The organism is Rhodanobacter glycinis, from assembly GCF_006438785.1.
GTDB lineage: Bacteria > Pseudomonadota > Gammaproteobacteria > Xanthomonadales > Rhodanobacteraceae > Rhodanobacter > Rhodanobacter glycinis_A.
This window is the reverse complement of record NZ_RCZB01000003.1, coordinates 569,769-592,575: the sequence shown is the minus strand read 5'-3', so window position 1 is coordinate 592,575 and position 22,807 is coordinate 569,769. Positions and strand designations below refer to the sequence as shown.

The 22,807-nt window shown below is 65.2% G+C and carries 18 protein-coding genes; 1 reads left to right on the top strand and 17 read right to left on the bottom strand.

Annotated elements, in window-relative coordinates:
- Window positions 1-3: 3 nt before the first annotated feature.
- From EAH75_RS13230 to EAH75_RS13205, 6 genes are all read right to left on the bottom strand, one after another.
- Complete coding sequence (locus EAH75_RS13230) at window positions 4-948, bottom strand: SPFH domain-containing protein (RefSeq protein ID WP_140652174.1); 945 nt, start codon at window positions 946-948, stop codon at window positions 4-6.
- A 353-nt stretch (window positions 949-1,301) separates the two neighbouring features.
- Window positions 1,302-2,543: a TolC family protein gene (locus tag EAH75_RS13225; protein ID WP_140805785.1), complete on the bottom strand. Its 1,242-nt coding sequence runs from the start codon at window positions 2,541-2,543 to the stop codon at window positions 1,302-1,304.
- The gene (locus EAH75_RS13220; RefSeq protein WP_140652170.1) at window positions 2,540-2,842 is read right to left on the bottom strand and encodes a DUF3240 family protein; all 303 of its coding nucleotides are present in this window, start codon (window positions 2,840-2,842) and stop codon (window positions 2,540-2,542) included. Before EAH75_RS13220 ends, EAH75_RS13225 begins: the two co-directional genes overlap by 4 nt.
- Window positions 2,835-5,918, bottom strand: coding sequence for an efflux RND transporter permease subunit (locus EAH75_RS13215; protein WP_140805782.1), 3,084 nt, complete (start codon window positions 5,916-5,918; stop codon window positions 2,835-2,837). The genes EAH75_RS13220 and EAH75_RS13215 overlap by 8 nt, the downstream gene beginning before the upstream one ends.
- Window position 5,919: 1 nt before the next feature.
- On the bottom strand, window positions 5,920-7,026 hold the full coding sequence (locus EAH75_RS13210; RefSeq protein WP_140805780.1) for an efflux RND transporter periplasmic adaptor subunit: 1,107 nt from the start codon (window positions 7,024-7,026) through the stop codon (window positions 5,920-5,922).
- Window positions 7,027-7,369: 343 nt separating this feature from the next.
- The gene (locus EAH75_RS13205) at window positions 7,370-7,840 is read right to left on the bottom strand and encodes a hypothetical protein (RefSeq protein ID WP_241668944.1); all 471 of its coding nucleotides are present in this window, start codon (window positions 7,838-7,840) and stop codon (window positions 7,370-7,372) included.
- Here EAH75_RS13205 and EAH75_RS13200 point away from each other — a divergent pair.
- Window positions 7,839-8,906 (top strand): DMT family transporter, encoded by a 1,068-nt coding sequence (locus EAH75_RS13200; RefSeq protein ID WP_140805778.1) that lies wholly within the window; start codon window positions 7,839-7,841, stop codon window positions 8,904-8,906. The two genes, EAH75_RS13205 and EAH75_RS13200, sit on opposite strands and share 2 nt — an antisense overlap.
- A 213-nt stretch (window positions 8,907-9,119) precedes the next feature.
- Here the strand turns inward: EAH75_RS13200 and EAH75_RS13195 are convergent, their stop codons facing one another.
- The 11 genes from EAH75_RS13195 to EAH75_RS13145 all read right to left on the bottom strand — a co-directional run bounded on the left by EAH75_RS13195 (window position 9,120) and on the right by EAH75_RS13145 (window position 22,735).
- A complete protein-coding gene (locus EAH75_RS13195) occupies window positions 9,120-10,526 on the bottom strand; it encodes a sensor histidine kinase (RefSeq protein ID WP_140652157.1) in 1,407 nt (468 codons plus the stop codon).
- Window positions 10,527-10,557: 31 nt separating this feature from the next.
- Window positions 10,558-10,899 (bottom strand): hypothetical protein, encoded by a 342-nt coding sequence (locus EAH75_RS13190; RefSeq protein WP_140805776.1) that lies wholly within the window; start codon window positions 10,897-10,899, stop codon window positions 10,558-10,560.
- A gap of 81 nt (window positions 10,900-10,980) precedes the next feature.
- Complete coding sequence (locus EAH75_RS13185) at window positions 10,981-12,321, bottom strand: sigma-54-dependent transcriptional regulator (RefSeq protein ID WP_140652153.1); 1,341 nt, start codon at window positions 12,319-12,321, stop codon at window positions 10,981-10,983.
- Window positions 12,322-12,409: 88 nt separating this feature from the next.
- Window positions 12,410-13,663: an ABC transporter permease gene (locus EAH75_RS13180; protein ID WP_140805774.1), complete on the bottom strand. Its 1,254-nt coding sequence runs from the start codon at window positions 13,661-13,663 to the stop codon at window positions 12,410-12,412.
- Window positions 13,664-13,680: 17 nt separating this feature from the next.
- Entirely contained in the window at window positions 13,681-14,994 is a 1,314-nt protein-coding gene (locus tag EAH75_RS13175) for an ABC transporter permease (protein WP_140805772.1), read from the bottom strand.
- A gap of 67 nt (window positions 14,995-15,061) precedes the next feature.
- Entirely contained in the window at window positions 15,062-16,279 is a 1,218-nt protein-coding gene (locus EAH75_RS13170) for an ABC transporter permease (protein WP_140805770.1), read from the bottom strand.
- Window positions 16,280-16,290: 11 nt separating this feature from the next.
- The gene (locus EAH75_RS13165; RefSeq protein WP_140805768.1) at window positions 16,291-17,592 is read right to left on the bottom strand and encodes an ABC transporter permease; all 1,302 of its coding nucleotides are present in this window, start codon (window positions 17,590-17,592) and stop codon (window positions 16,291-16,293) included.
- Window positions 17,593-17,619: 27 nt separating this feature from the next.
- The gene (locus tag EAH75_RS13160) at window positions 17,620-18,849 is read right to left on the bottom strand and encodes an ABC transporter permease (RefSeq protein WP_140805766.1); all 1,230 of its coding nucleotides are present in this window, start codon (window positions 18,847-18,849) and stop codon (window positions 17,620-17,622) included.
- Between the two features lie 7 nt (window positions 18,850-18,856).
- A complete protein-coding gene (locus EAH75_RS13155; protein WP_140805764.1) occupies window positions 18,857-20,161 on the bottom strand; it encodes an ABC transporter permease in 1,305 nt (434 codons plus the stop codon).
- 26 nt (window positions 20,162-20,187) lie between these two features.
- Window positions 20,188-21,420, bottom strand: coding sequence for an ABC transporter permease (locus tag EAH75_RS13150; protein WP_140805762.1), 1,233 nt, complete (start codon window positions 21,418-21,420; stop codon window positions 20,188-20,190).
- Between the two features lie 7 nt (window positions 21,421-21,427).
- Window positions 21,428-22,735 carry an ABC transporter permease gene (locus EAH75_RS13145; protein WP_140805760.1) on the bottom strand — a complete coding sequence of 436 codons (1,308 nt, stop codon included), beginning with the start codon at window positions 22,733-22,735 and terminating at the stop codon, window positions 21,428-21,430.
- Window positions 22,736-22,807 lie beyond the last annotated feature (72 nt).

Sequence of the window (22,807 nt, the reverse complement as noted above, 5' to 3'; positions counted from 1 at the left end):
GCCTCAGCGCAGCGGCGGCTGGATCGCCGCCGACTTCTGCTGCTGGCCCAGCGACTCCTTGGCCAGCTCGGCAATGCCGGCCAGCGAACCGAGGATGCCGGTAGCCTCGATCGGCAGCAGCAACATCTTCTGGTTCGGCGACTTCGCCATTTCCTTCAGCGCCTCGACATAGTTGTTGGCGACGAAATAGTTCAACGCGTTGACGTTGCCGCCGGAGATCGCGTCGGAGACCATCGTGGTCGCCTTCGCCTCGGCCTCGGCCGAACGCTCGCGCGCCTCGGCGGCACGGAATGCGGCTTCCTTCTCGCCTTCGGCAGCGAGGATCACCGACTGCTTCTCGCCCTCGGCCTTGAGGATCGCGGCCTGACGGAAGCCCTCGGCGTCGAGAATGTTCGCGCGCTTCTCGCGCTCGGCCTTCATCTGCCGCGCCATCGCGTCGATAAGGTCGCGCGGCGGCGCGATGTCCTTGATCTCGATGCGGTTGACCTTGACGCCCCACGGATGGGTCGCCTCGTCGACCACGCGCAGCAGCTTGGCGTTGATCGCGTCGCGCTGGCTCAGCGATTCATCCAGGTCCATCGAGCCGAGCACGGTACGGATATTGGTCATGATCAGCGCCAGCGAGGCCTGCTCCAGATTGGAAACTTCATACGCGGCCTTGGACGCGTCCAGCACCTGGTAGAACACCACGCCGTCGACGCGCACCACCGCGTTGTCCTTGGTGATCACGTCCTGCGACGGCACGTCCAGCACCTGCTCCATCATGTTGATCTTGCGCCCGACCGCCTGGTAGATCGGAATCAGGAAATGCAGGCCGGGGCTGAGCGTGCGGGTGTACTTGCCGAACGTCTCCACCGTCCACTCGAAGCCCTGCGGCACGATGCGCACCAGTTTGGCCACGCCGACCACGACGAAAAACACGATGACCAACGCGAGAAGCTGTCCCATTGCCTACCCCTGATTCCCTGAAGAAGCCTTGAGTATAGGCGAGCCGGCGCCTGTCACGTCGTGATCGAGGTGTCGTGCTTGCATGGCTCTGAAATGCCCATCGAAGTCGCCTTCGCGGCGGCTACCTTATGCGACCGCCACAGCATCATGTACTGACATCGGGAATGACCGTCGGGAACGAGCCCAACCATCGGCGGTTGTCCACACGGCCGCTGATGGGTCACGACTGATTACCGGCCTGAGTGGACATGACCGGCCATACCTCGGGCATGCGCCGGTACCGTGGAGTCCTTTCCGTGGATGCTGAAGGAAGGACGCCGAAATCAGGGGCGGCGCCGTACGCCGCCCTGCCTTCATTCGCGCGCAAGGCCCCATATCAGACGGGCGTCGACGAGCAGCCGGTAGTAGGAGCGGAGTGCGGCAGTACGTGCGTCCAGGGCCGAGTGCATGGCATCCACCGATTGGCGCCGGGCCAGCAGAAGCGTCTGCAGATCGGCCTCGCCAAGGCCATAGGCGCGCTGTGTCAGCTGGGCATTCTGGCGGGTTCTCGACGCCCCCTCTTCCGCCAGTTTCCAGCGGTCGTAGTTGCTCGTCGCATCGGTATAGCTGTCCGCGATTTCCGATTCGAGCTCACGCTGCCGACGATCACGCGCCGCACGCGCGGCATCCACTTCCGTCAGCGCTTGCCCCAGCCGCTCGGTCCGGTAGCTGCCTGGCAAGGGCATCGAGACACTGACGCCAACGATACGCTCGCGGCTGAATGCTTCCGACGCGGCATACAGACCGATCGTGGGATCCGGCAACCGGTCCGCGCGTGCGCGCGAGGCCGCGAGCTCCGCCTGCTCCAGGCGCAGTTGTGCCATCCGAAGCGGATCGCTGGCTGCCAGTACCCGATCCTTCCAGACCGCCTCGGACTCCTCCAGCTTGACCGGCTGGCCGAGCATGGGCGGCTCGGCATCGGCGGCACCGGGAAACCGGACGTTGAGTCGTGCCTGGGCCTTGGTTTCGCTGGCCAGTGCCTCGCTCATGCCCTGCTCGACCTCGGCGAGGTCGGCCGCGGCCACATTCACGTCGAGCGCCGCCGCATCACCTGCCTTGTGGCGCTTCTGCACCGCCTGGAGGTTGCTCCTCGCCAGTTGCACCTGCTCCGTCATGAAGGCGCGCGCCTGACGCGCACTCAGGCGTCCCATCCAGAGATCGACCAACCCACGCGCGGCTTCTTGAATGGCTTCACCGAGTTGCGCGTCAGCCAGTGCGATACCGGCATCGCCGAGTTGCCGGTCCAGCTTCTTCTTGCCGGGCAGCCGCACCGTGCGCTCAAGCCCCGCCGTCCATTCCCGCGAGGCGGGACCGCTGGTGTAATTCCTGCGCTGCGTGGAGCCTTTCACGGTCCACTCATTGGGAGAGGCTGCAAGCATCCCCGCCGCATGCCCCGCCCCCATCCGCCCACTCTGCGCCTCGACCACCGCCGGATCCTGCGCGATCCAGGTTTTCGCCGCGATGGCCGACGGCAGGTCCGCTGGTGTGGGAACTTCCTCCATGGCATGGCCCACCGTGCAAAGACCCATCAGCAGTACGAACAGGATGGTCCTCATGCGACTTCTCCTTCGAGGGTAAGCGGTGTGGCCCAGTAGCGGATGCCCGTACCCGCGAAGTCATCCGCCAGCAGAGTCAGCAGTGTCTGCATTTCAGGATCGCTCACCAGGATCTGCACCAGAACCGAACGGCTGCGCCCCATGACCTGCTCGGCAGGGCTCAGCCGCCCCATCGCGGTGCCATGACTGCAGGTAGGCGTACTGGTGAAGACCTCCTCGTTGAAGGCGGTCAACAGGGCGTCCAGAAGTTTTTCTTCCACGTCTGGCACGCAGACCAACGAGAAACAGTACTTATCCATGGCGCACCTCCACGCGTGCGTGCGCGAAGCGCAGATAGAGAATGGGCAAAAGGAAGAGTGTCAGCGCAGTCGCCGTAACCAGGCCGCCGATGACCACGATCGCCAGAGGCCGCTGCACCTCCGATCCCGGCCCGCTGGCAAACAGCAACGGAACCAGACCGAAGGCCGTGATCGAGGCAGTCATCAGCACCGGTCGCAAGCGGCGATGGGCACCCTGCACCACGCAGGTGACCGGATCGAAGCCTTCGGCGTGGAGCTTGTTGAAATAACTCACCAGCACCACGCCGTTGAGCACCGCGATGCCGAGCAAGGCGATGAACCCCACCGAGGCCGGTACCGAGAGGTATTCGCCGGTGATCCACAGCGCGACGATGCCACCGACGAGCGCGAAGGGAATATTGCTGAGGACCAGCAGCGACTGGCGCACCGAGCCGAAGGTGGAGAACAGGATCAGGAAGATCAGTCCCAGCGCCAGCGGAACCACCAACGAGAGCCTTGCCGCGGCCCGTTGCTGATTCTCGAACTGTCCACCCCAGCTGATCCGATAGCCTGTCGGCAGCTTCACGGCTTGGGCGATCTTCGCCTTCGCCTCGGTCACGAAACCGACCAGATCGCGACCGGCGACGTTGGCGATGACGACGCTGTAGCGACTACCCATCTCGCGATCGATCTTTACCGGGCCGCTGTCGCGCTGCAGGTGCGCGACGGTTTCCAGCGGCACGCTGACACCGTCGGCGGTGGTGATGCGCAGCGCGGCGAACTCGGCGGGGGATACCTTCACGCTGTCCGGACCGCGCACGAGGATCGGCACGCGCTTGTTCCCTTCGATCACCGTACCGACGCGCAGGCCCTCGATCTGTGCGCGCAGTGCATCCTGCACGTCTTCCACCGACAGGCCGAAGCGTCCGCTGGCCAGGCGATCGACGATTACCCGCAGGTACTGCACGCCGTCGTTCTGGACGGTATAGACATCCTGGTTGCCCGGTACGGTTTTCACCAACGCCTCGATCTGACCGGCGAGCTGGTTGAGGATCGCCAGATCCGGCCCGAAGACCTTGATCGCCAGATCGCCGCGCACCCCGATGATCATTTCCTGCACACGCATGTCTATCGGCTGGGTAAAGCTGTACTTGATGCCGGGCAGCTGATCGAGCACGCCCCGGATCTTGTCGATCAGCGCGTCCTTGTTCTTCACGGCCCAGTCCGCCCGCGGCTTCAGCACCAGAAATGTATCCGTCTGGTTCAGACCCATCGGATCCAGTCCGATCTCATCCGAACCGGCGCGGGCCACAACGCCGGTGATCTCCGGAATCTGTGCCATCAGTGCCTGCTGGATCTTCAGATCCAGCGCGGCGGTCTCCTCCAGGCTGACCGAGGGCAGCTTCTCGATACCGACGATAATGTCGCCCTCATCCATGGTCGGCATGAAGGTCTTGCCCACCATGGCGTACACGCCACCGGCGAACACCAGCATGACGACCGCCGCGATGATCACGATGCGCTGGTGGGCCAGTGTCCATGCCAGTGCCGGCTGGTATCGACGCAGCAGCTGGCGCGGCAACCACGGCTCCTGGTGAGACACCTTCTTCAGCAGGAATGACGCGAGGACCGGAATGACCGTCAGCGAAAGCACCAGCGAACTGGTCAGCGCGAACACGATGGTCAGGGCGACGGGCACGAACAGCTTGCCTTCCAGACCTTCCAGGGTAAGCAACGGCAGAAAGACCGTGATGATGATCAGCACGCCGGCGGCGACCGGCACGGCAACCTCACGCAGTGCGCGAAACACGATGTGCAGTCGGGGCAGCTTGCCGCGGACCTGATCGTGCCCCAGATGCTGCACCACGTTCTCGACGACCACGATCGCCGCATCCACCAGCATGCCGATCGCAATGGCGAGTCCACCGAGGCTCATCAGGTTGGCTGACATCCCCGCCACGCGCATCAGGATGAAGGTGGCCAGCGCCGACAGCGGCAACACTACCGCCACCGTGACGGCCGCACGAAGATTGCCCAGAAACGCACCCAGCAGGATCAGCACCAGCACGGTGGCTTCGATCAGGGCTTTCGCCACCGTTCCCACCGCGTTGTCGACGAGCTGGGCGCGGTTGTAGAAGACCTTCAACGCGACGCCGGGAGGAAGGCTGGGCTTGAGCTCATCGAGTTTCGCGGTGACGCCTTCCACCACGTCACGGGCGTTGGCACCGGCCAGGCCAAGCACCAGCCCTTCGACGGCTTCGCCGCGCCCGTCCTTGGTCACCACGCCGTAGCGGGTCAGCGCGCCCATGCGCACTTGCGCCACATCGCCCAGGCGAACCGGCGCAGTGCCCTTGCGCCCCAACACGATGGCACGCAAGTCATCCATGGTTTGCACGTTGCCCTCGCTGCGCACCAGCAGCACCTCGTCGCCTTCGCCGAGCCGACCGGCACCGTCGTTGCGATTGTTCGCCTCGATGGCGCGCTGGATGTCCGCCGTGGATAACCCCACGGCCGCCAGCCGGGTAGCATCGGGAACGACTTCGAAGCTGCGCACCGCGCCGCCGAGCGCATTGACGTCGGCCACACCGGGAACCGCGCGCAGCGCGGGCCGGATCACCCAGTCGAGCAGGCTGCGACGTTCGTCCAGCGAAAGCCCGCCGCCCTCCACGGTGAACATGAACATTTCGCCGAGCGGCGTGGTGACCGGTGCCATGCCACCGCTGATGCCGGGCGGCAGATCGCCGGCAATCCCGCCCAGGCGCTCGGCGACTTGCTGGCGCGCCCAGTAGATGTCCGTGCCATCCACGAAGTCGATGGTGACGTCGACCAGACCGTACTTGGAGACCGAGCGCAGGATCCGCTGGTGCGGAATGCCGAGCATCTCCACTTCGATCGGCAGGGCGATCCGGCTCTCGACCTCTTCCGGCGTCATGCCGGGAGCCTTCATGATGATCTTGACCTGCGTGCTGGATACGTCGGGGAAGGCATCGATCGGCAAATGGCGGAAGGCATACCAACCTGCGCCAGCGAGCAACACGGCCGACAAAAGAATGAAGAGGCGCTGCGCCAGCGCGAACTGAATCAGGCGATCAAGCATCTCATTCGCCTCCGCTTTCGCCGAGCCAGGCCGCTTTCAGCGCAATCACGCTGCTGATCGCGATCTGGTCGCCGGCCTTCAGCGGCCCTGCCACGCTGACCGATGGCCCCGAGCTGGCAACCACCTCGACCGGCTGCGCTACAAACCCCTGCGCGGTGCGAACGAAGACGTAGGCCTGCCCGCCTTGGCGCACCACCGCGGCAAGCGGCAGCGTCCACGCGCCCCGGGTGCCGGCGAGCGGCACCTGCGCCTGCACGAATTCGCCGGGACGCAACTGATCGGCGCCGGCAGTCACCTCGGCCCGCAAGATGAGCATCTGGCCTTCGCCGACTACCGCACCCAGGCTCAGCGGTTTGGCCGTTGCCTTGCGGCCGACCACGACGATCTGCCCATTCCTGGCCCATGCGTTCGCACGCTCGGCCGGGATCTGGATATCCAGCCAGAGCCGACTCATGTCCGCCACCCGTATGAGTGGATCCGCAGCAGCTACCCGTTGGCCCGGCTTGGCCTCGATGCTGACCACCACGCCGGCGCCCTTGCTGTGCAGTACCAGGGCGTCCTTGAGCACCCCGCTCTGGATCAGCTGGGCGATGGCAGCGCCGTCCACGCCAGCCAGCCGCAATGCCCCGCTGGCCTGCCGCACGCGGGCCTGCGCATCGCTGGCGGCCGCTTCGGCCTCGAACACCCGCCGCTGCGGAATGATGCCCTCGGCAAACAGCTTGCGCTCGCGCACCACGGCCGCTTGTGCGAGCCGACTCTTGCTGGCTGCCTCCAGCGCACGGAGCTGCTGTTCTCCATACTCGGGGCTATTGAGGTGCAGCAGCGGCTGGCCACGGACAATGGTCTGGTGTTCGTCCACCAGCAGCTGATCGACCAGGCCGGCCATCGGTGCGCTGATGACCTGCTCTTGCTGCAACGGCAGCACCACGCGCGCCGGATAGATCGGCCCACGGATGTCGACGGGACGGTCCAGGCGCTGCACGGTTATCCCGAGCGCCTTCATCTGCGCGGCGGTGACCGGAAAAGTATCAGCCGCATATAGAACTGAAGATGGAGCAAGGCAAAGCAGGGCAAACGCGCCGAGCGCGCGCCGGATGGAAAAATTCATGCAAAAGCTCCCGGAAAAAGGCTCAGCTTGGTGATGCATCGATGGACATCAGCGCTCCGCGCAGACACGGGGGTGCGCATACAGCCGGAATCCACCTGGGCGACCCGCAGGTCCGGACTGGCTTCCCGGATGCGGCGCGGCGCGGCGCGCAACAGGGGCGACGCCGGTAGCTCAACTGCCGTTGGCGATGGACCGGAAAGAGGTACGGCGCCGGGCAGCGCCGCATGCAACAGACACACGGCGCCAATCGGCACCGAACGTGGAACAGACATGAAGCCATCTCCTGAAAACGATCACGAGGCAACGAACCGCACAGGCGGTTTCATCGCGGAACGGAACGGTTTCAGGCGATAGGGGGACGCAGCAACGAGCCGGTCGTCTCCGGAATCATGCCCGGAGGGAGGCGGGAAGATTCCGCGCTCGTCTCGATGAGCGCGACGGAGAGCGTCACGCTGCTCACCAGGGTCAGCGCGTGGGCACACGCGCAATGGCAGCCACCGGCTTCACCCAGCAGGCATGCGTTGTCGTCCGGCGTGGCGGCGGTCGCCGAGTCCATGGCGGTGAGCACGCTGGTGGTCGCCTGCACATCGGCCAGCGCCGTTGCGGCGGGGTTGTCACCCAGGCAGATCGAGCCCGCGACCAGCTTGATCAGCAACACCGCAACAGCCAACACCCACAGGCCGCGGTGGCGGCGCAGACGGGTCAGCAGGGGTGAGGTGGTACGGATCATTCGATCATCGTAAGCAAACATCGACGTGTTAGACAATTGCATTGCCGGCCGGAGTTGCTTGTGGGCCGCGTAAGATGCGCTCATGAAACTCACGAATTCCGACCACACCCACGGTATTCTCCAGGCGCTCGCAGCGGCTGCGCTGTTTGGCATCAGCACGCCGCTTGCCAAGATGCTGCTGGGCAGCATGCCGCCGCTGTTGCTGGCGGGTTTGCTGTATGCCGGATCGGGTATCGGCCTGTCGGTGTGGATGCTGCTGCGTCGCCTGCGCGGACATGCGATCACCGAGGCGGCATTGACGCGGCGGGATGCGCCGTGGCTGGCCGGTGCCGTGCTGTTTGGCGGCGTGCTTGGCCCCATCCTGCTGATGCTGGGTCTGGTGTACACCGCAGCCTCGACGGCGACGCTGTTGCTCAATCTGGAAAGCGTGCTCACCGCCGTGCTGGCCTGGGTGGTGTTTCGCGAGAACGTGGATCGGCGCGTGTTTCTGGGCATGCTGGCGATTGTCGCCGGCGCCTTGCTGCTGTCGTGGCAACGGCAGAGCGCGCACACGATGCCGTGGGGAGCGTTGGCGGTGGCAGGAGCCTGCCTGTGCTGGGCTATCGACAACAATCTGACCCGCCCGGTGGCCGGTGGCGACCCGGTCCAGATCGCAGCGATCAAGGGCGGCGTGGCCGGGGCGATCAACATCACCATCGCGCTCGCCATCGGCTACCGTTTTCCCCACATCGGCCCCTTGCTGGCCACCGGCGTGCTCGGCTTCTTCGGTTATGGCTTGAGTCTGGTGCTGTTCGTGCTGGCCCTGCGCAACCTGGGCACGGCGCGAACCGGCGCCTATTTTTCCACGGCGCCTTTTCTGGGTGCCACGCTCTCGCTGGCGTTGTTTGCCGAACACGCTGGCCCGGCCTTCTGGTTGGCGGGCGCCTTGATGGCCATCGGTGTCTGGCTGCACGTAAGCGAGCGCCACGAGCATGAGCACGCGCATGAGGCGCTGGCACACAACCACCGCCATCACCACGACGACCATCATCAGCACACGCACGATTTCCCGTGGGACGGCGAGGAGCCGCACACCCATCCGCATGTACACGAACCCATGGCGCACTGTCACCCGCACTATCCGGATCTGCACCATCGCCACGGGCACTGACCGCCGATGCAACCCGTTGGCAGCGGCCGCATGGGGACAGGTCGCTTGCCCTGATCGAACAGGTCACGTCAGATCGCCATGCCGCCACGAGCGATGTCGGTGGCGGTTCATTTGGACCAGACAAGTTCGATCAGCGCGGGGTGAGAACCGTCGACAGCGACAGCGCTACGGCCACGCCGCTTCACGCGACCCGAGAGCAGGCCTGATCTTGCGTCACCGGCTCAACACCTGCGGCAGCCGCAGGCTCACCCTCAAGCCACCGCCTTCGCGATTGGCCAGCAGTACGCGGCCGCCGTGCGCCTCGGTGATTTCGCGCGCCAGTGCCAGGCCCAGGCCGGTGCCGGAGCGCTTGGTCGAATAGAACGGCAGCAGCGCTTGCGCCAGCACGGTCTCGCTCATGCCGGGGCCACGATCGGCCACTTCGATGCGCAGCTCGTTGCCGACCTCCAGAATCGACAGCGTGACTTCATCTTCCGCACTGCCCGATTCATGCGCGTTCTTGATCAGGTTGATCAGCACCTGTTCGATCTGGATCGCATCGAAAAGTCCGGGCTGCTCCGGCGGCGGTGCTGCCAGCCGATAACGGCAATGCAGTGACAGGCCCTCAAGAAACCGCGCCCATTGGACCGCCACCGGCTGCGGTGTAGGCAGCTTGGCAAAGCTGGCATAGCCGGCGATGAAACCGTGCAGGTGCAACGCACGTTCGCTGATGGTGGCGAACACGCTGGGCAGGCGGTCGAGCTGGCCACGCCGCGCCAGCTCGGCGCCGGAATGCGCCAACGAGGAAATTGGCGCCAGCGAATTGTTGAGCTCGTGGCTGATCACCCGGATCACCCTTTTCCACGTCGCCACTTCCTGTCGCGACAGTTCGCGCGTCATGCGTCGGAACAGTTGCAGCCGATGCGGCCGGCCCTGCAGGCGGAACGCACGCTGCGACAGATGGAAGGTTTCCTCGCTGCCGTCCATCTCCACGCTGAGCAGCGCATCCTCGCCACTTTCCACCGCCTTGCGCAGTGCCTCGGGCGCATCGGCCAGCAACGCGGCGAAATCCAGCCCGACCAGGTTGCGCCCTTCGTTGAACAGGTGGCGCGAGGCGATGTTGGCGTAGGCGACCCGACCGATCGAGTCGGTCAGCACCAGCGCCACCGGCGTGTTCTGCACCACCGTGTCGAGCAGCAATTCACGCTGCACCAGATGCTGGCGTTGCTCGCGCAGGGTCTGCCCCAGCGCGTTGTGCATGTGGATCAGCTCGCCCAGTTCGTCACGCCGGTTGATCGCGATCGAGAAACTGAAATCGCCGTCGCGGTAGCTCGCCACCGCTCCCTCGAGCGCACGCAGCAGACGACTCACCGGTGACATCGCGCGACCCGCCAGCCAGAACGCCAGCAGCAACAACAGCACGGCACAGACGCCCAGGCCACCGTAGATGCCCAGATGAGGCGCGGGCGGCGCCTTGATCACCGCCGTCGCTGGTTTTGCCGCCAACGCGGTCTGCAGCCACAACAACAGCTGCGGCAGTGGCCATTGCGTGACACCGGCATAGATCAGCGCGCCAGCGACGCTGGCGAAACCCAGCAGCAGCGTAAGCCGGCCCTGCAGCGAGTTCAGCAGACGCCACATCAGCTATTTCCCGACACGAAGAAGACCCGGCTCAATGGCATGCAGGATCCATCGGTGCGCTCGCACAGTCGACTGGCGGGCGCCCGTTCTGCCAGGCGCGGTCCTTGCCCATTACCGCAGCCTTGTCGTTCGCACTGGGCGGTGGCTGGTTCAACGGATTCGACGGATCGTCCCGCCGGCGATCCTTGAACTTGAAATGGCTTTTGCTCGTCGACTCGGTCGACGGATGACTGCGATAGCTGGATGAACTGGCAGCAGCCGGATGCGCCGTCCAGCTGTCGCTCTGGTTCGACAGTGTCGTCGGCGCCGTCTGCGCCATCGCCACCGCGGCCATCAGCCATGTCGAAGCAGTCAGGACAAGTCGATATCGCATGGCACCACTCCAGCTGTTTCGGGTATGGCCATCTTTGTACGCCATGTTCGCAACGGCAAGCCTGACAACAGGCCTATGAGGTCACGCCGGCGTCGCCAGACCGTAGCGCTCCATCCGCCGATACAGCGCCTGCCGCGACAGTCCGAGGTTCTGCGCGGCGCGACTGACCACGCCGTCGGCCTTGTGCAGCGCCGCCTCCACCGTCTCGCGGCTGGGCTCGTCGAGATTGCGGGCCGCCACGGCGGTATGCGCCGGCAGGTTGAGCAGTTCCGGCGTGATCGGGTTGCCGCCGGCCAGCAGCGCGGCGCGTTCGATCGCATTCTTCAGTTCGCGCACGTTGCCCGGCCACGGATAAGCCAGCAGCGCTTCGCGTGCGACATCGCCAAGCTCCGCACGACCATCCAGGAAGAATTCGGCCAGCGGCAGGATGTCGTCGCTGCGCTCGGCCAGCGATGGCAGGTTCACCTCGATCACGTTGAGCCGGTAGTACAGATCCTCGCGGAAGGTGCCGGCGCGGATCATCGCCTTGAGGTCGGCGTTGGTCGCGCTCAACACGCGAACCTTGACCTGGCGCGTGCGGCCGGAACCGAGCCGTTCGAACTGGCCGGTCTCCAGTACGCGCAGCAGTTTCATCTGGCCGGGCAGCGGCAGATTGCCGATCTCGTCGAGGAACAGTGTGCCGCCGTCAGCCAGTTCGAAGCGGCCCTCTCGCGCCTTGTTCGCACCGGTGTAGGCACCGGCATCGGCACCAAACAGTTCGGCCTCGATCAGTTCGCCGGGCAACGCGCCGCAATTCACCGCGACAAACGCGCCGCGCTTCACCGCCGAGTTCGCATGCACGATCGCCGCGATGCGCTCCTTGCCGGTGCCGTTCGGCCCGGTGATCAACACCGGCACATCCGAGCGGGCGATCTGGCAGGCCAGGTCGAGCGTGCGCGCCATTGCCTCGGAGGCGAACACCAGGCCATCGAGGTCGTACTTGCGCTGCAATTCTTCGCGCCGCTGGCGTCGCTCACGCCGGCCACGCGTCACTTCGCGGGTGGACTCGGACAGCTCCAGCAGGTTCTCCACCGTGGCCAGCAGCTTGTTGTCGTCCCACGGCTTGGCCAGGTAGTCGGCGGCACCGGCCTTGACCAGCTCCACCGCGGTTTCCAGGTGCGTCCACGCGGTGAGCAGGACCACCGGCAGGTCCGGATGCTGCTCGCGGATGGCCCGGAACAGCGCCACGCCCTCTTCGCCCGAGGTGGTGTCGGCGGTGAAGTTCATGTCCTGGATCACCACGTCGACCGCCTCACGCCGCAGCGTGGCGAGGCCCTCATCCGGCGTCAGCGCGGTGAGCGGGCGGATCTCGTGCAACGACAACGCCAGCGAGAGCGCCTCGCCCACGGCCGGGTTGTCGTCGATGATCAGTACGGTTCGCATCTTTCTTCTGCACATGCGGACATGGATGCCGCTCCGACCATAAAGGTTGCCATGACTATCGTCATGCGTATACCCGAAAACTCACTATTCATACCGATCTCGTCGCCACCACCGGCGGTACCGCCGCCGCGCGCAGCGCGGGGCCGAGCACCGCCAGCTGACCAAGCGCCCACAGCAGCAGTGCGCCGATCGGCAGGTAGTACAGCGGCAGTCGCGGCAATTCGTAGTGCTGCATGAGGATCAGGTTCAATGCGAACGCCAGCAGCATGCCCAGCACGATGCCGCCGCCGACGATCAGGAAGTTCTCGGCCTGGAAGTAGCGCAAGATGTCACCGCGGCTGGCACCGATAGCGCGGCGAATGCCGATGCTGCGACGACGCTGCTGCACCCAGAAATTCGCCAGTCCGGTAATACCCAGCGCCGTGACGAACAGCAGCCCGAGCGCCGATGCCAGCAGCAGGCTGATCATGGTAGTGTCGTGCCGGAAGTACTGCTCGCGCATCTCTGCATAAGTGCGCATCCTGTCGGGTGGGATGAGGCGGTCGGGATCGAGCCCAGTCAATGCATTGGCGGCAGCAGCCAACACCCGCTCGCGATCCTTTGGCGTACTGCGTAGTACGTAGGTCACCTCGTTATCGCCGGGCACCGACGGCACCAGCACGCTGTACTGGTTGACGTCCGGCGTGCGCAGGCGCGGACGCAGCAAGGTATCAACAACGCCGACCACCCGCATCGGCGGACGACCGCCCATGTAGAGACTGCGACCCAGCGCATCCCGTCCGTGGTACAGCCGCTCGGCCAGCGCTCGACTGATGATGGCACTGGGCACATTCGCCACGGTCCAGCCGGGAGCTGCCTGCGCATATTCGTCTGCAAGGAAATCACGCCCGCCGACCAGCTTCAGGCCCAATGCTGCCAGTTCGCCCGGCGTACCGCTGTAGACGCTCGGCTGCACGCAGCCGCTGTTGTCTTCCATTGACCGGGCGGCCATGGCACGGATGAAGGTTTCCAGGCTGTCACAGGTGCCATAGCTGGAATCGCTGCGGCTCAGCGGCAGCGAATCGACCGCCACTGCGGCAGTCACTCCGGGTATCGCTCGCAGTGCGGCAAGATCCGCAGCATGCCGCGCCTGTGCGTTTTCGTTCTTGTCGATACCGATAACCTGCACCATCGACAGCTCGCTCTCGGCCAGCCCGCTAGGCAGGGTGACCTGGCCCACGCGGTTGGCGATCATGAACACCACGTTGCAGACGATGGCGCAGGTGAGGGCCACCTGCAGCATCAGCAGCAATGCGGTGAGCTTGTGGTGACGCAGGCTGGAAAGAATCGGGCGCAGTTGCATGTCGTTATCCGTCCGCGTCACAGGGTCTTCAGTTGCAGCGCCGGGGCCACGCGGCACGCGCGCCATGCCGGCAACAGGCCGGCCAGCACACTGGCGGCAATCGCCAATACGAACGTGCCGAGCAACATGGAGACGTCCATCTGCGCCAGCTGTGCGTAATCGTCGGGACGATGTCGCACGCTCCACAATCCAAGCTGTGCGATCAGCAGTCCGAGCACTCCACCCGCCAAGCCGATGACCGCCGACTCGATGCCCAGCTGCAGGAAGATATCGCGCCGCCGCGCGCCCAGTGCACGGCGCACGCTGATCTCGCCGCTGCGGCGCAGGAACTTAGCCAGCAGCAGCGCCACGATGTTGGTCATGCACACCAGCAGAAAGCCCAGCGCCAGCCACAGCTGCAGGCGCACGTCGTTCGGCACCAGATCCTGATGCCCGAGCCATGCCATCAGGCCATAGAGTTTCGCATCGGTCGGCGGCCGCTGGAAACGGCCCAGCGCATTCTGCTGCGCAGAATAATCGACCATGAACTGGTGATAGGCCGCGACCTGCGCCGGATCCCGCAACTGCACCCAGAATTGCAGCCAGGTCGTGCTGGCGCTGACCATCCGGGTGTCGGCCTGGTCCTCGCCCCAGCTGCTGAAATTGCCGTTCACATCCAGCTTCAGGTCCACCGCCGTGGACAGCGGCAGGAAGAACTGGTCGGCCTCGCCGAAGCGGTTGGCCGCAGCGTCGGTGTAGAACACCGGCTGTGGCTGCCAGTCGCCGACCACGCCGACCACGCGGAAATCATGCTCGCCCAGCCGCACGCTCTGACCGATACCGTCGGCGCCGCCGAACAGCTTGCGACTGAGCGTGTTGCCGAGCACCACCACGTGTGCGCGCGCATCATCGTCCGCCGCGGTCCAGCCCTGACCTTGCGCGAACTGCACCCCGAACATCGCAAAGAAATCCGCCGTGGCATAACGGCCGTGGATATTGAACGGCCGCGTACCCGGTCGCCCCGGGCGCAACAACAGCTCTGCGCCGGCCATCGCCGCCTGCCTTTCCGCCCGGTGCGCCTTAAGCAAGGCCACCGCGTCCGGCCAAGTAAGGTTGTCACTGGGATCGGGGCCATCGCCACTCTGCCTGTAATCCAGCGGCAGCGGATTCAAATGCGGATAGAACAACTGTCCACTGCGCCTCGGCATGGGATCGTCCGTCATCACGTGCAGCACGGTGATCATCGTCATGCTGGCGCCAATGCCCAGACCGATCGCCAGCACCATCAGTGCGGTGAGCACCGGGTTGCGCCTGAGGCTGCGCAGTGCGATGTCGAGGTAATAACCGAACATTCCGTGTACTCCATTGAGCTTCAAACTCCCTCTCCCCGGCAACGTCGAGGGAGAGGGCTTCAAGCAATCACACCGACCGTGTCGCCACCACCGGCGGCACTGCGGCCGCGCGCAGCGCGGGGCCGAGCACCGCCAGCTGGCCCAGACCCCACAGCACCAGCGCGCCGATCGGCAGGTAGTACAGCGGCAGGCGCGGCAGCTCGTAGTGCGTCATCAGCGCCAGGTTCAACGCGAATGCCAGCAGCATGCCGAGCAGGATGCCGCCGGTGACGATCAGAAAATTCTCGGTCTGGAAATAGCGCAGGATGTCGCCGCGGGTGGCGCCCAGCGCACGCCGCACGCCGATCTGCCGGCGTCTCTGCTGCACCCAGAAACTGGCCAGGCCGACGATGCCCAGCGCGGTGACGCCAAGCATGGTGACGATCACGCCGATCAGCAGGTCGATCATGATGCGGTCGGACTTGAAGTAGTCCGTGCGCAGATCGGTGATGGTCTGGCTGTTTTCCTGATCGAGCACCACGTCCGGCGCGATCTTCGCCACGGCATCGCGCGCGGTGCGCAGCACGCGCGGCAGATCGGCCGGACTGGCCCGCAGCAGATACGTGCCGGCCAGTGAACCTCCGGGCAGCGTCGGGGTGAACACCGTCCACTCCGCCGCCTGCGCGCCCCATTCGCGCGGATGCGCACGCGCAAAATGGTCGACCACGCCCATCACGCGGAAGTGAAGCTTGTCGCACCAGAATTCCTTGCCGATCGGGCTTTCTCCCGGCCAGGCGTGTTCTGCCAGCGCGCGGCTCACCAGCACCTGCGCGTCCATGGGAGCGAAATTGGTGGCGGGACGATAATCGTCCGCCTGCGGCATGCGGCCCTCGACCAGTTTCAGGCCCAAGACCTGGAACGTACCCGGCTCGGCCAGCACGAAATCCACGATACCAATCGTGTTCTTGAAACTGTCGGCATCGCGCGAAATGCCCGCAGCGCCTGCTTGCGGTCCGAACGGCACCTGGCTGATCAGGGTGACCGCTTGCATGCCTGGTATCGCACGCAGGCCAGCCAGCATGCGGGCGTTGACATCCGCGGCCTGGGTCGGCTCGAAGCCATTTACAGTCAATACGGCCAGCGAGTTTTCGTCGACGCCACTCTGCGTCTGGATCAACTTCCAGCGCTGGGCCACCAAGAAGCAGGCGTTGCACAGCACTGCGCAGGCCAACGCGACCTCCATCGCGATCAGCAACGTGGCAAGCCGGTGGCGGCGCAGGGCGGCGAGTATGGGTCGAATCTGCATATGCGTTCTCCTCACAGCGCCTTGAGTTGCCAGGCGGGAACCACGCGACTGGCCCGCAACGCGGGGATCAGCCCGGCCAGCAGGCTGGTCGCGACCGCCGTCACAAACGTAGTTAGGAACATGACGGTATCCACATGCGCGAGATGCGCGTAATCCACCGGCTGCTGACGCACCAGCCACAAGCCGGTCAGGGTCAGCAGCCAGCCGAAGAAGCCACCCAGCAGACCGATCACGCCAGCTTCGACCAGACACTGCGAGAAAATCGCGCGGCGGCTTGCACCAAGCGCGCGGCGCACGCCGATCTCGCCGCTTCGGCGCAGGAATTTCGCCAGCAGCAGACCCACCGCGTTGAACAGGCAGATGGCGAGAAATGCGGATGCCAGCCACGCCTGCAGGCGCACGTCGTCCGGCACCATGCCGCGGGCAGTCAGCATCGTCATCACATCGCGCACCCGGACGTGCTCCTTGCCTATCGCAAAACGCCCCATCGCCTTCTGCTGCTCCGCGTAATCGGTCACGAAGCGCGCGTAGGAGTTGGCCTTCGCTGGGCTGTCCAGTTCCACCCACAGCCATACCCACACGCAATCCGAGTTCTGCAGATGGTGCGTGTCGTCCGGCACATGCCAGCAGGTATAGGCCTGGAAGTTGCCCTCGTTGATTTCCATACTGCTGGCGAAAGGCGCGAATACGTCTTCCGTCTTGCTGAAGTTCTGGCTCCACGGGTCGTAGAACAGCGGTGTGGGCCGCCACGGCTTGAGCACGCCGACAATGCGCACGTCGGTGTCGCGCACCCGCAGGCTGCGGCCGACGCTGTTGGCGCCGCCGAACAGCTTGGCGTTCAGATCGGCCGAGATCACGGCCACGCGAGCGTGGCTCGCATCGTCCTGAGCACTCCAGCCGGAGCCGTACTGGAACGGCACCTCGAACATCGGGAAGAAATCCGCAGTCGTGGAAAGCATGCTCAGGATCAGCGGCGGGCGCCCCGTTTCCGGCGCCCGCACTTTCACGGGACTGCTGGTGACGAGAGCCTGACGGTCGGCGCGGTGCGCGTTCCACAGGTCCGTCGCCGAGCGATAGTCCATGGCGGGATAGGGTTCAGTGTGGTCCGCCCTGGCGGGATTCTCCGGATCGACCTGCGGGAAAAACAGCACGCCGCTCTTGCCGGGTATCGGGTCGCCGGACAACAGGTGCACCACCGTCAGCGTGGTCATGCTGGCGCCGATGCCTACGGCAATGGCTAGCACCATCAGCGCGGTGAGTACCTTGTTGCGCTTGAGGCTGCGCAAGGCCAGGTCGAGGTAATAGGCAAACATTTTTTCAGGCTCCAATAACGATTTGCATCACACCGACCTCGTCGCCACCACCGGTGGTACGGAGGCCGCTTTCTGCGCCGGCCCGAATACCGACGCCTGGCCCAGCAGCCATAGCGCCAGCGCACCGCCCGGCAGGTAGTACCAGGGCATGCGCGACATTTCGTAGTGCTGCATCAGATAAAGATTGATGCCGAAGGCCAGCGCCATGCCAACGACCACGCCGACGCTGGTCAGCAGCAGGTTCTCGGTCTGGAAGTACTGCATGATGTGTCCGCGCGTGGCGCCCACCGCACGGCGGATGCCGATCTGTCGGCGTCGCTGGCCGACCCAGAAGCTGGTCAGGCCGACGATGCCGAAGGCCGTCACCGCCAGCATCACCACGCACACCAGCACCAGCATCCAGGCCATGCTGCTCATGTCGGCGAAGTACTTCTCGCGGATGTCGCTGTAGGTCTGGGCCTTGGTGACTGCGCCAGGATTGAGACTGGCCAGCTTCTGCTCGGCCTCGCGCAGGATGCGCTCGCGATCCTGCGGCGCGCTGCGGATCACATAGTAGGCCAGCACGCCCTTGGAGCCGCCGGCGCTGATCGGGTAATACGTGCTGTCGTAGGTGTACGGCCCGGAGTGGGTGCCGATCGCCGGGCGCAGCACGTCGGCCACCACGCCGATCACGGCGTAGTAGTGCGGCATCGAATACAGCGTCTTGCCCAGCGCCGACTGCCCCGGCCACAGCTTCTTGGCCAGGCTCTGGGTGATCACGACCACGTGGGTTTCCGGCAACGGCGCCGTGTCGAACTTGCTGCCGGCGTATTCATCGCCGTTGAAGAAACGCCCCTGCAGCAGGCGCAAGCCCAGCGCCTGGTCGGCACCCTCACCGACGAAGTACAGCGAGACGTTGTGGCTCTTCTGGTCGCTGATAGTGGCGTCGGGATCGAGGCCGAAACTCCAGCCCCAGTTGTTGTGGCTGAGCGGCAGCGTGCTGGTCACCGCCACCGCCTGCACGCCGGCGATGCCACGCAGCGCGGCAAGGTTGCGCGGAATGTCGCTGCCGACCAGCTTGTCGTCGGTGCCGCGAAGGACCACCGTGGCGGTGCCCTGCTCGTCGATCGCATTGCCGAGATGGATGTCGGACACGCGCTGGCTGATCATGAACACGGCGTTGCACAGCACCGCGCAGGCCAGCGCGATCTCCAGCACGATCAGGCAGGCGGGAATGCGATGCTTGCGCAGGCTGGCGAAGATGGGACGGATTTCCATGGCCACCTCAGGCAGCTTTCAGTTGCGGGGCCGGCGCCAGCACGCACGCGCGCCAGGCCGGCAGGATGCCGGCGATCAGGCTGGCGCCCAGGGCGACGACGAAGGTGAAAAGGAACATGCCCAGATCGAGATGGGCGAGGCTGGCGTATTCCGCCGGCTGGTGACGGATGCCCAACAGGCCGAGCTCGGCGAACAGCAGGCCCAGCACGCCGCCGGCCATGCCGACGATGGCCGCCTCGACCATGAACTGGGTGAAGATCTCGCGCCGGGTGGCGCCCAGCGCACGACGCACGCCGATCTCCTGCGAGCGGCGCAGGCATTTGGCCAGCAGCAGGCCGACCGTGTTGACCACGCAGATCAGCAGGAAGCCGAATGCCAGCCCGGCCTGCAGGCGCACATCGTCGGGCACCACCTGCTGGTCGCGCAGCCATCCCATCAGATCGAGCAGCGCCGTCTCGGGTCGCTGGAAGCGGCCCTGCGCGATCTGCTGCTGCGCGTAGCTGGACAGGAAGGATTTGTAGCCGGCCACGGCGGCGTCATCGACCAGCTCCACCCAGACACCGAGCCACATGCAGGGTGCCGTTTCCAGGTGCTTGATGTCGGTGACGGCCGCGTAGCATTCGGTGTCCTGCGGGCCCATGTCGACCGCGCGCGCAGTCCGCAACGGCAGGAACACCGCATCGCCGTCGCCGTAACTGCGGCCGCCCAGGTCCTGCGCGTAGAAGCGCGGCTGCGGCGCCCACGGTTTCAGCACGCCCACGATGCGGAAGTCACGATCGTTCAGGCGAATGGTCTTGCCCACGCTGTTGGCACCACCGAACAGCTTGTCATTGAGGAAGCCGGCGATCACCACCAGTTGCGCGCCGCTGTCGTCGTCCGCGGCGGCCCATCCGTTGCCGTACTGGAACGGAGCATCGAACATCGCAAAGAAATCCGCCGTGGTCATCACCGCGTCGCTGAAGAACGGATGGTCGCCACCCTGCTGCGGCAGAACCTTCGCCTGGCTCAGCGCCATCGCCACCTGGCGGGTGGCGCGGTGCGCGTGCAACAGGTTCATCGCATCGACATAGGTCATCGTCGGCGCCGGCTCGGTCTGTCCGGCGATGTAGCCGTCCTTCTCATTCGGATCGAGTTGCGGGTAGAACAGCTGCGCGCTCTTTTGTGGCAGCGGATCGCCGGAGAGCAGCCGTAGCACGGTCAGCGTGGTGATCGTGGCGCCGATGCCCAGCGCGAGCGCCAGCACCATCAGCGTGGTGAGGACCTTGTTGCGCCTGAGACTGCGCAAGGCCAGGTCGAGGTAATAGGCAAACATCCGTCAGACTCCAATCATGGGTTGCATCACACCGACCTCGTCGCCACCACCGGCGGCACCGCCGCGGCGCGCAGCGCAGGGCCTAGCACTGCCAGCTGCCCGATCAGCCACAGCGAGATCGCGCCGACCGGGAAATAGACGGCTGGAAGTCTGGGCAATTCGTAGTGCAGCATCAGGAACAGGTTGATGCCGTAGGCCAGCAGCATGCCGAGCGCGATGCCGATGGTGGCGAGCAGGAAGTTCTCGGTCTGGAAGTAGTTGAGGATGTCGCGGCGGGTGGCACCGAGCGCGCGACGCACGCCGATGGTGCGGCGGCGCTGCGCTACCCAGAAGCTGGCCAGGCCGACGATGCCCAGCGCAGTGACGATCAGCAATGCTGCGATCACGCCGACCAGCATGCCGGCCATCGCGCGGTCGTCCTGAAAAAACTTCCGGCGCACGTCATCGAAGCTGCGCTTGGTGGTGACCCCGCGCTGCGGATCGGCCTTCTTCAGCGCAACCAGCACGGCGGCCATGACGCTCGCGCGATCTTCCGGGCGGGTGCGGATCAGGTAGCTCTGGTCTTTGTTCGCTCCCATGCGTATCGGCACCACCATGGTGTACTGCGCCTTGGCCTTGTCGTAGGCATTCGGTCGCACCAGGCTGTCCACCACGCCGACCACGCGCAGGCCCACCACGGGAGTGAGGTAGATGACACGACCCAGCGGGTTCTGTCCCGGCCATAAGCGCTCGGCGAGGGTCCGAGTGATCAAGGTCACGTGCGGCAGGCTCTTGCTGTCGCCGTTGCCGAGCCCCTTCATCGCTGTCTCCACGTCGACGAAATCATCAGGCTTCAGGTCGCGCCCGGACACCAGCCGTGTGCCCAGCGTCTGCACCAGGTTTTCGCCGAAGTAGGTGGTGGCGAAGAGTGTGCGCTCGGGCTGCGCCGGGTCGAGCCGGATGTTGCCGTTCGACGACGAAGTGCCGAACGGTACCTGGTTGGAGGAAGCCACCGAGATCACCCCCGGCACCTGCCTGAGCACCGCCACGTCCTCCGCCATGCGGGCGTATGGATTGGATGGCGCGGTCACATCGGCAACCTGGATCTGCAGCAACTCGTGCTCGGCCACGCCGCTGGGCATGTCCATGCGCTGCAGACGCTGACCAATCAGAAACACCGCATTGCAGACGATGGCGCAGGTCAGCGCGATTTCCAGGATCAGCAGCCAGGACGTGAGCTTGTGCCGGCGCAGCGTGGAAAGGATCGGAAGAATGTCCATGCTCACCTCAGTTGCTCTTCAATTGCAGCGCGGGTGCGATCTGGCAGGCGCGCCAGGCGGGCAGCAGGCCGGCCAGCACGGTGGCGCACAGCGCCAGCACGAAGGTGATGAACAGCATGCTCAGATCCAGGTGTGCAAGCGCGGCATAGGCAGACGGTCGCTGCCGCACCAGCCACAGCCCGAACAGCGCCAGCAGCAGGCCACCGATGCCGCCGACCAGACCGATCACGCCAGATTCGATCAACAGCTGCGTGAACAGCGCACGCCGCGACGCACCCAGCGCGCGGCGCACGCCGAGCTCGCCCGCCCGGCGCATGAACTTGGCCAGCATCAGCCCCACCGTGTTCACCAGGCACACCAGCAGGAAGCCGAACGCCAGTCCGTTCTGCAAGCGCACGTCGTCGGGTACCACCATCTGGTAATCGAGCCACTGCATCACGTTGCGCAAGCGCACGTTCGGCGCGCGCTGAAAACGACCCAGCGCCTTCTGGTCCTGCGAGTAGTGCACCAGAAACTCCTTGTATGCGGCTGCTTTCGCGGGGCTGTCCAGTTGCGCCCAGAACTGCAGCCACACGCAGGTGTCCGAAGGCAGGATGCTGCCGACGCCACCGCCACCATTGCCCCAGCAATCGGTCGATCCATTTCGATCCAGCCCCAGCTCCAGCATGGTCTGCAGCGGCAGGAACACCTGCTCGCCATAAGCGTAGGAGCCGGTGTTGAGATCATAGAAATGCGGATTTGGCTGCCACTTGTCGAGCACGCCGACGACACGCCAATCGACGCCGGCCATGCGCAACGTGCGGCCCACGCTGTTGGCACCGCCGAACAACTTGTCGTTGAGCGCGCGCGCGATCACCACCTCGCGCGCCTTCGCCTCATCGTCCGCCGCCGTCCACGCGTGACCGAACAGAAACGGTGCGTCGAACATCGGGAAGAAATCCGTCGTGGTGTAGCGTGTTTCCACGTAAAACGGATCCACGTTGGCCTTTTCCGGATCCAGCGGTGCCGATCCGCCAGACATCAGCGCCTGGCGATCTGCGCGCGCCGCATGCAGCAGGTTCAGACCGTCGATCAGCGTGACCTGTTCCGGCGGCTCCTTGCTCGGCATCATCCCCTTGATGTCCTGCGGGTCGATTTGCGGGTAATACAGCTGCGCACTCTTGCCCGGCAGCGGATCGCCCGACAGCACGTGCAGCACGGTCAGCGTGGTCATGCTCGCGCCGATACCCAGCGCGATCGCCAGCACCATCAGCGCAGTGAGCGCCTTGTTGCGCGCCAGGCTGTGCAGGGCAAGATCCAGGTAGTAGGCGAACATTGCATTGACTCCATGAAGGTGCCGAACTCCCTCTCCCCCGACGATGCAATCGCTGGGGAGAGGGTTCAAGCA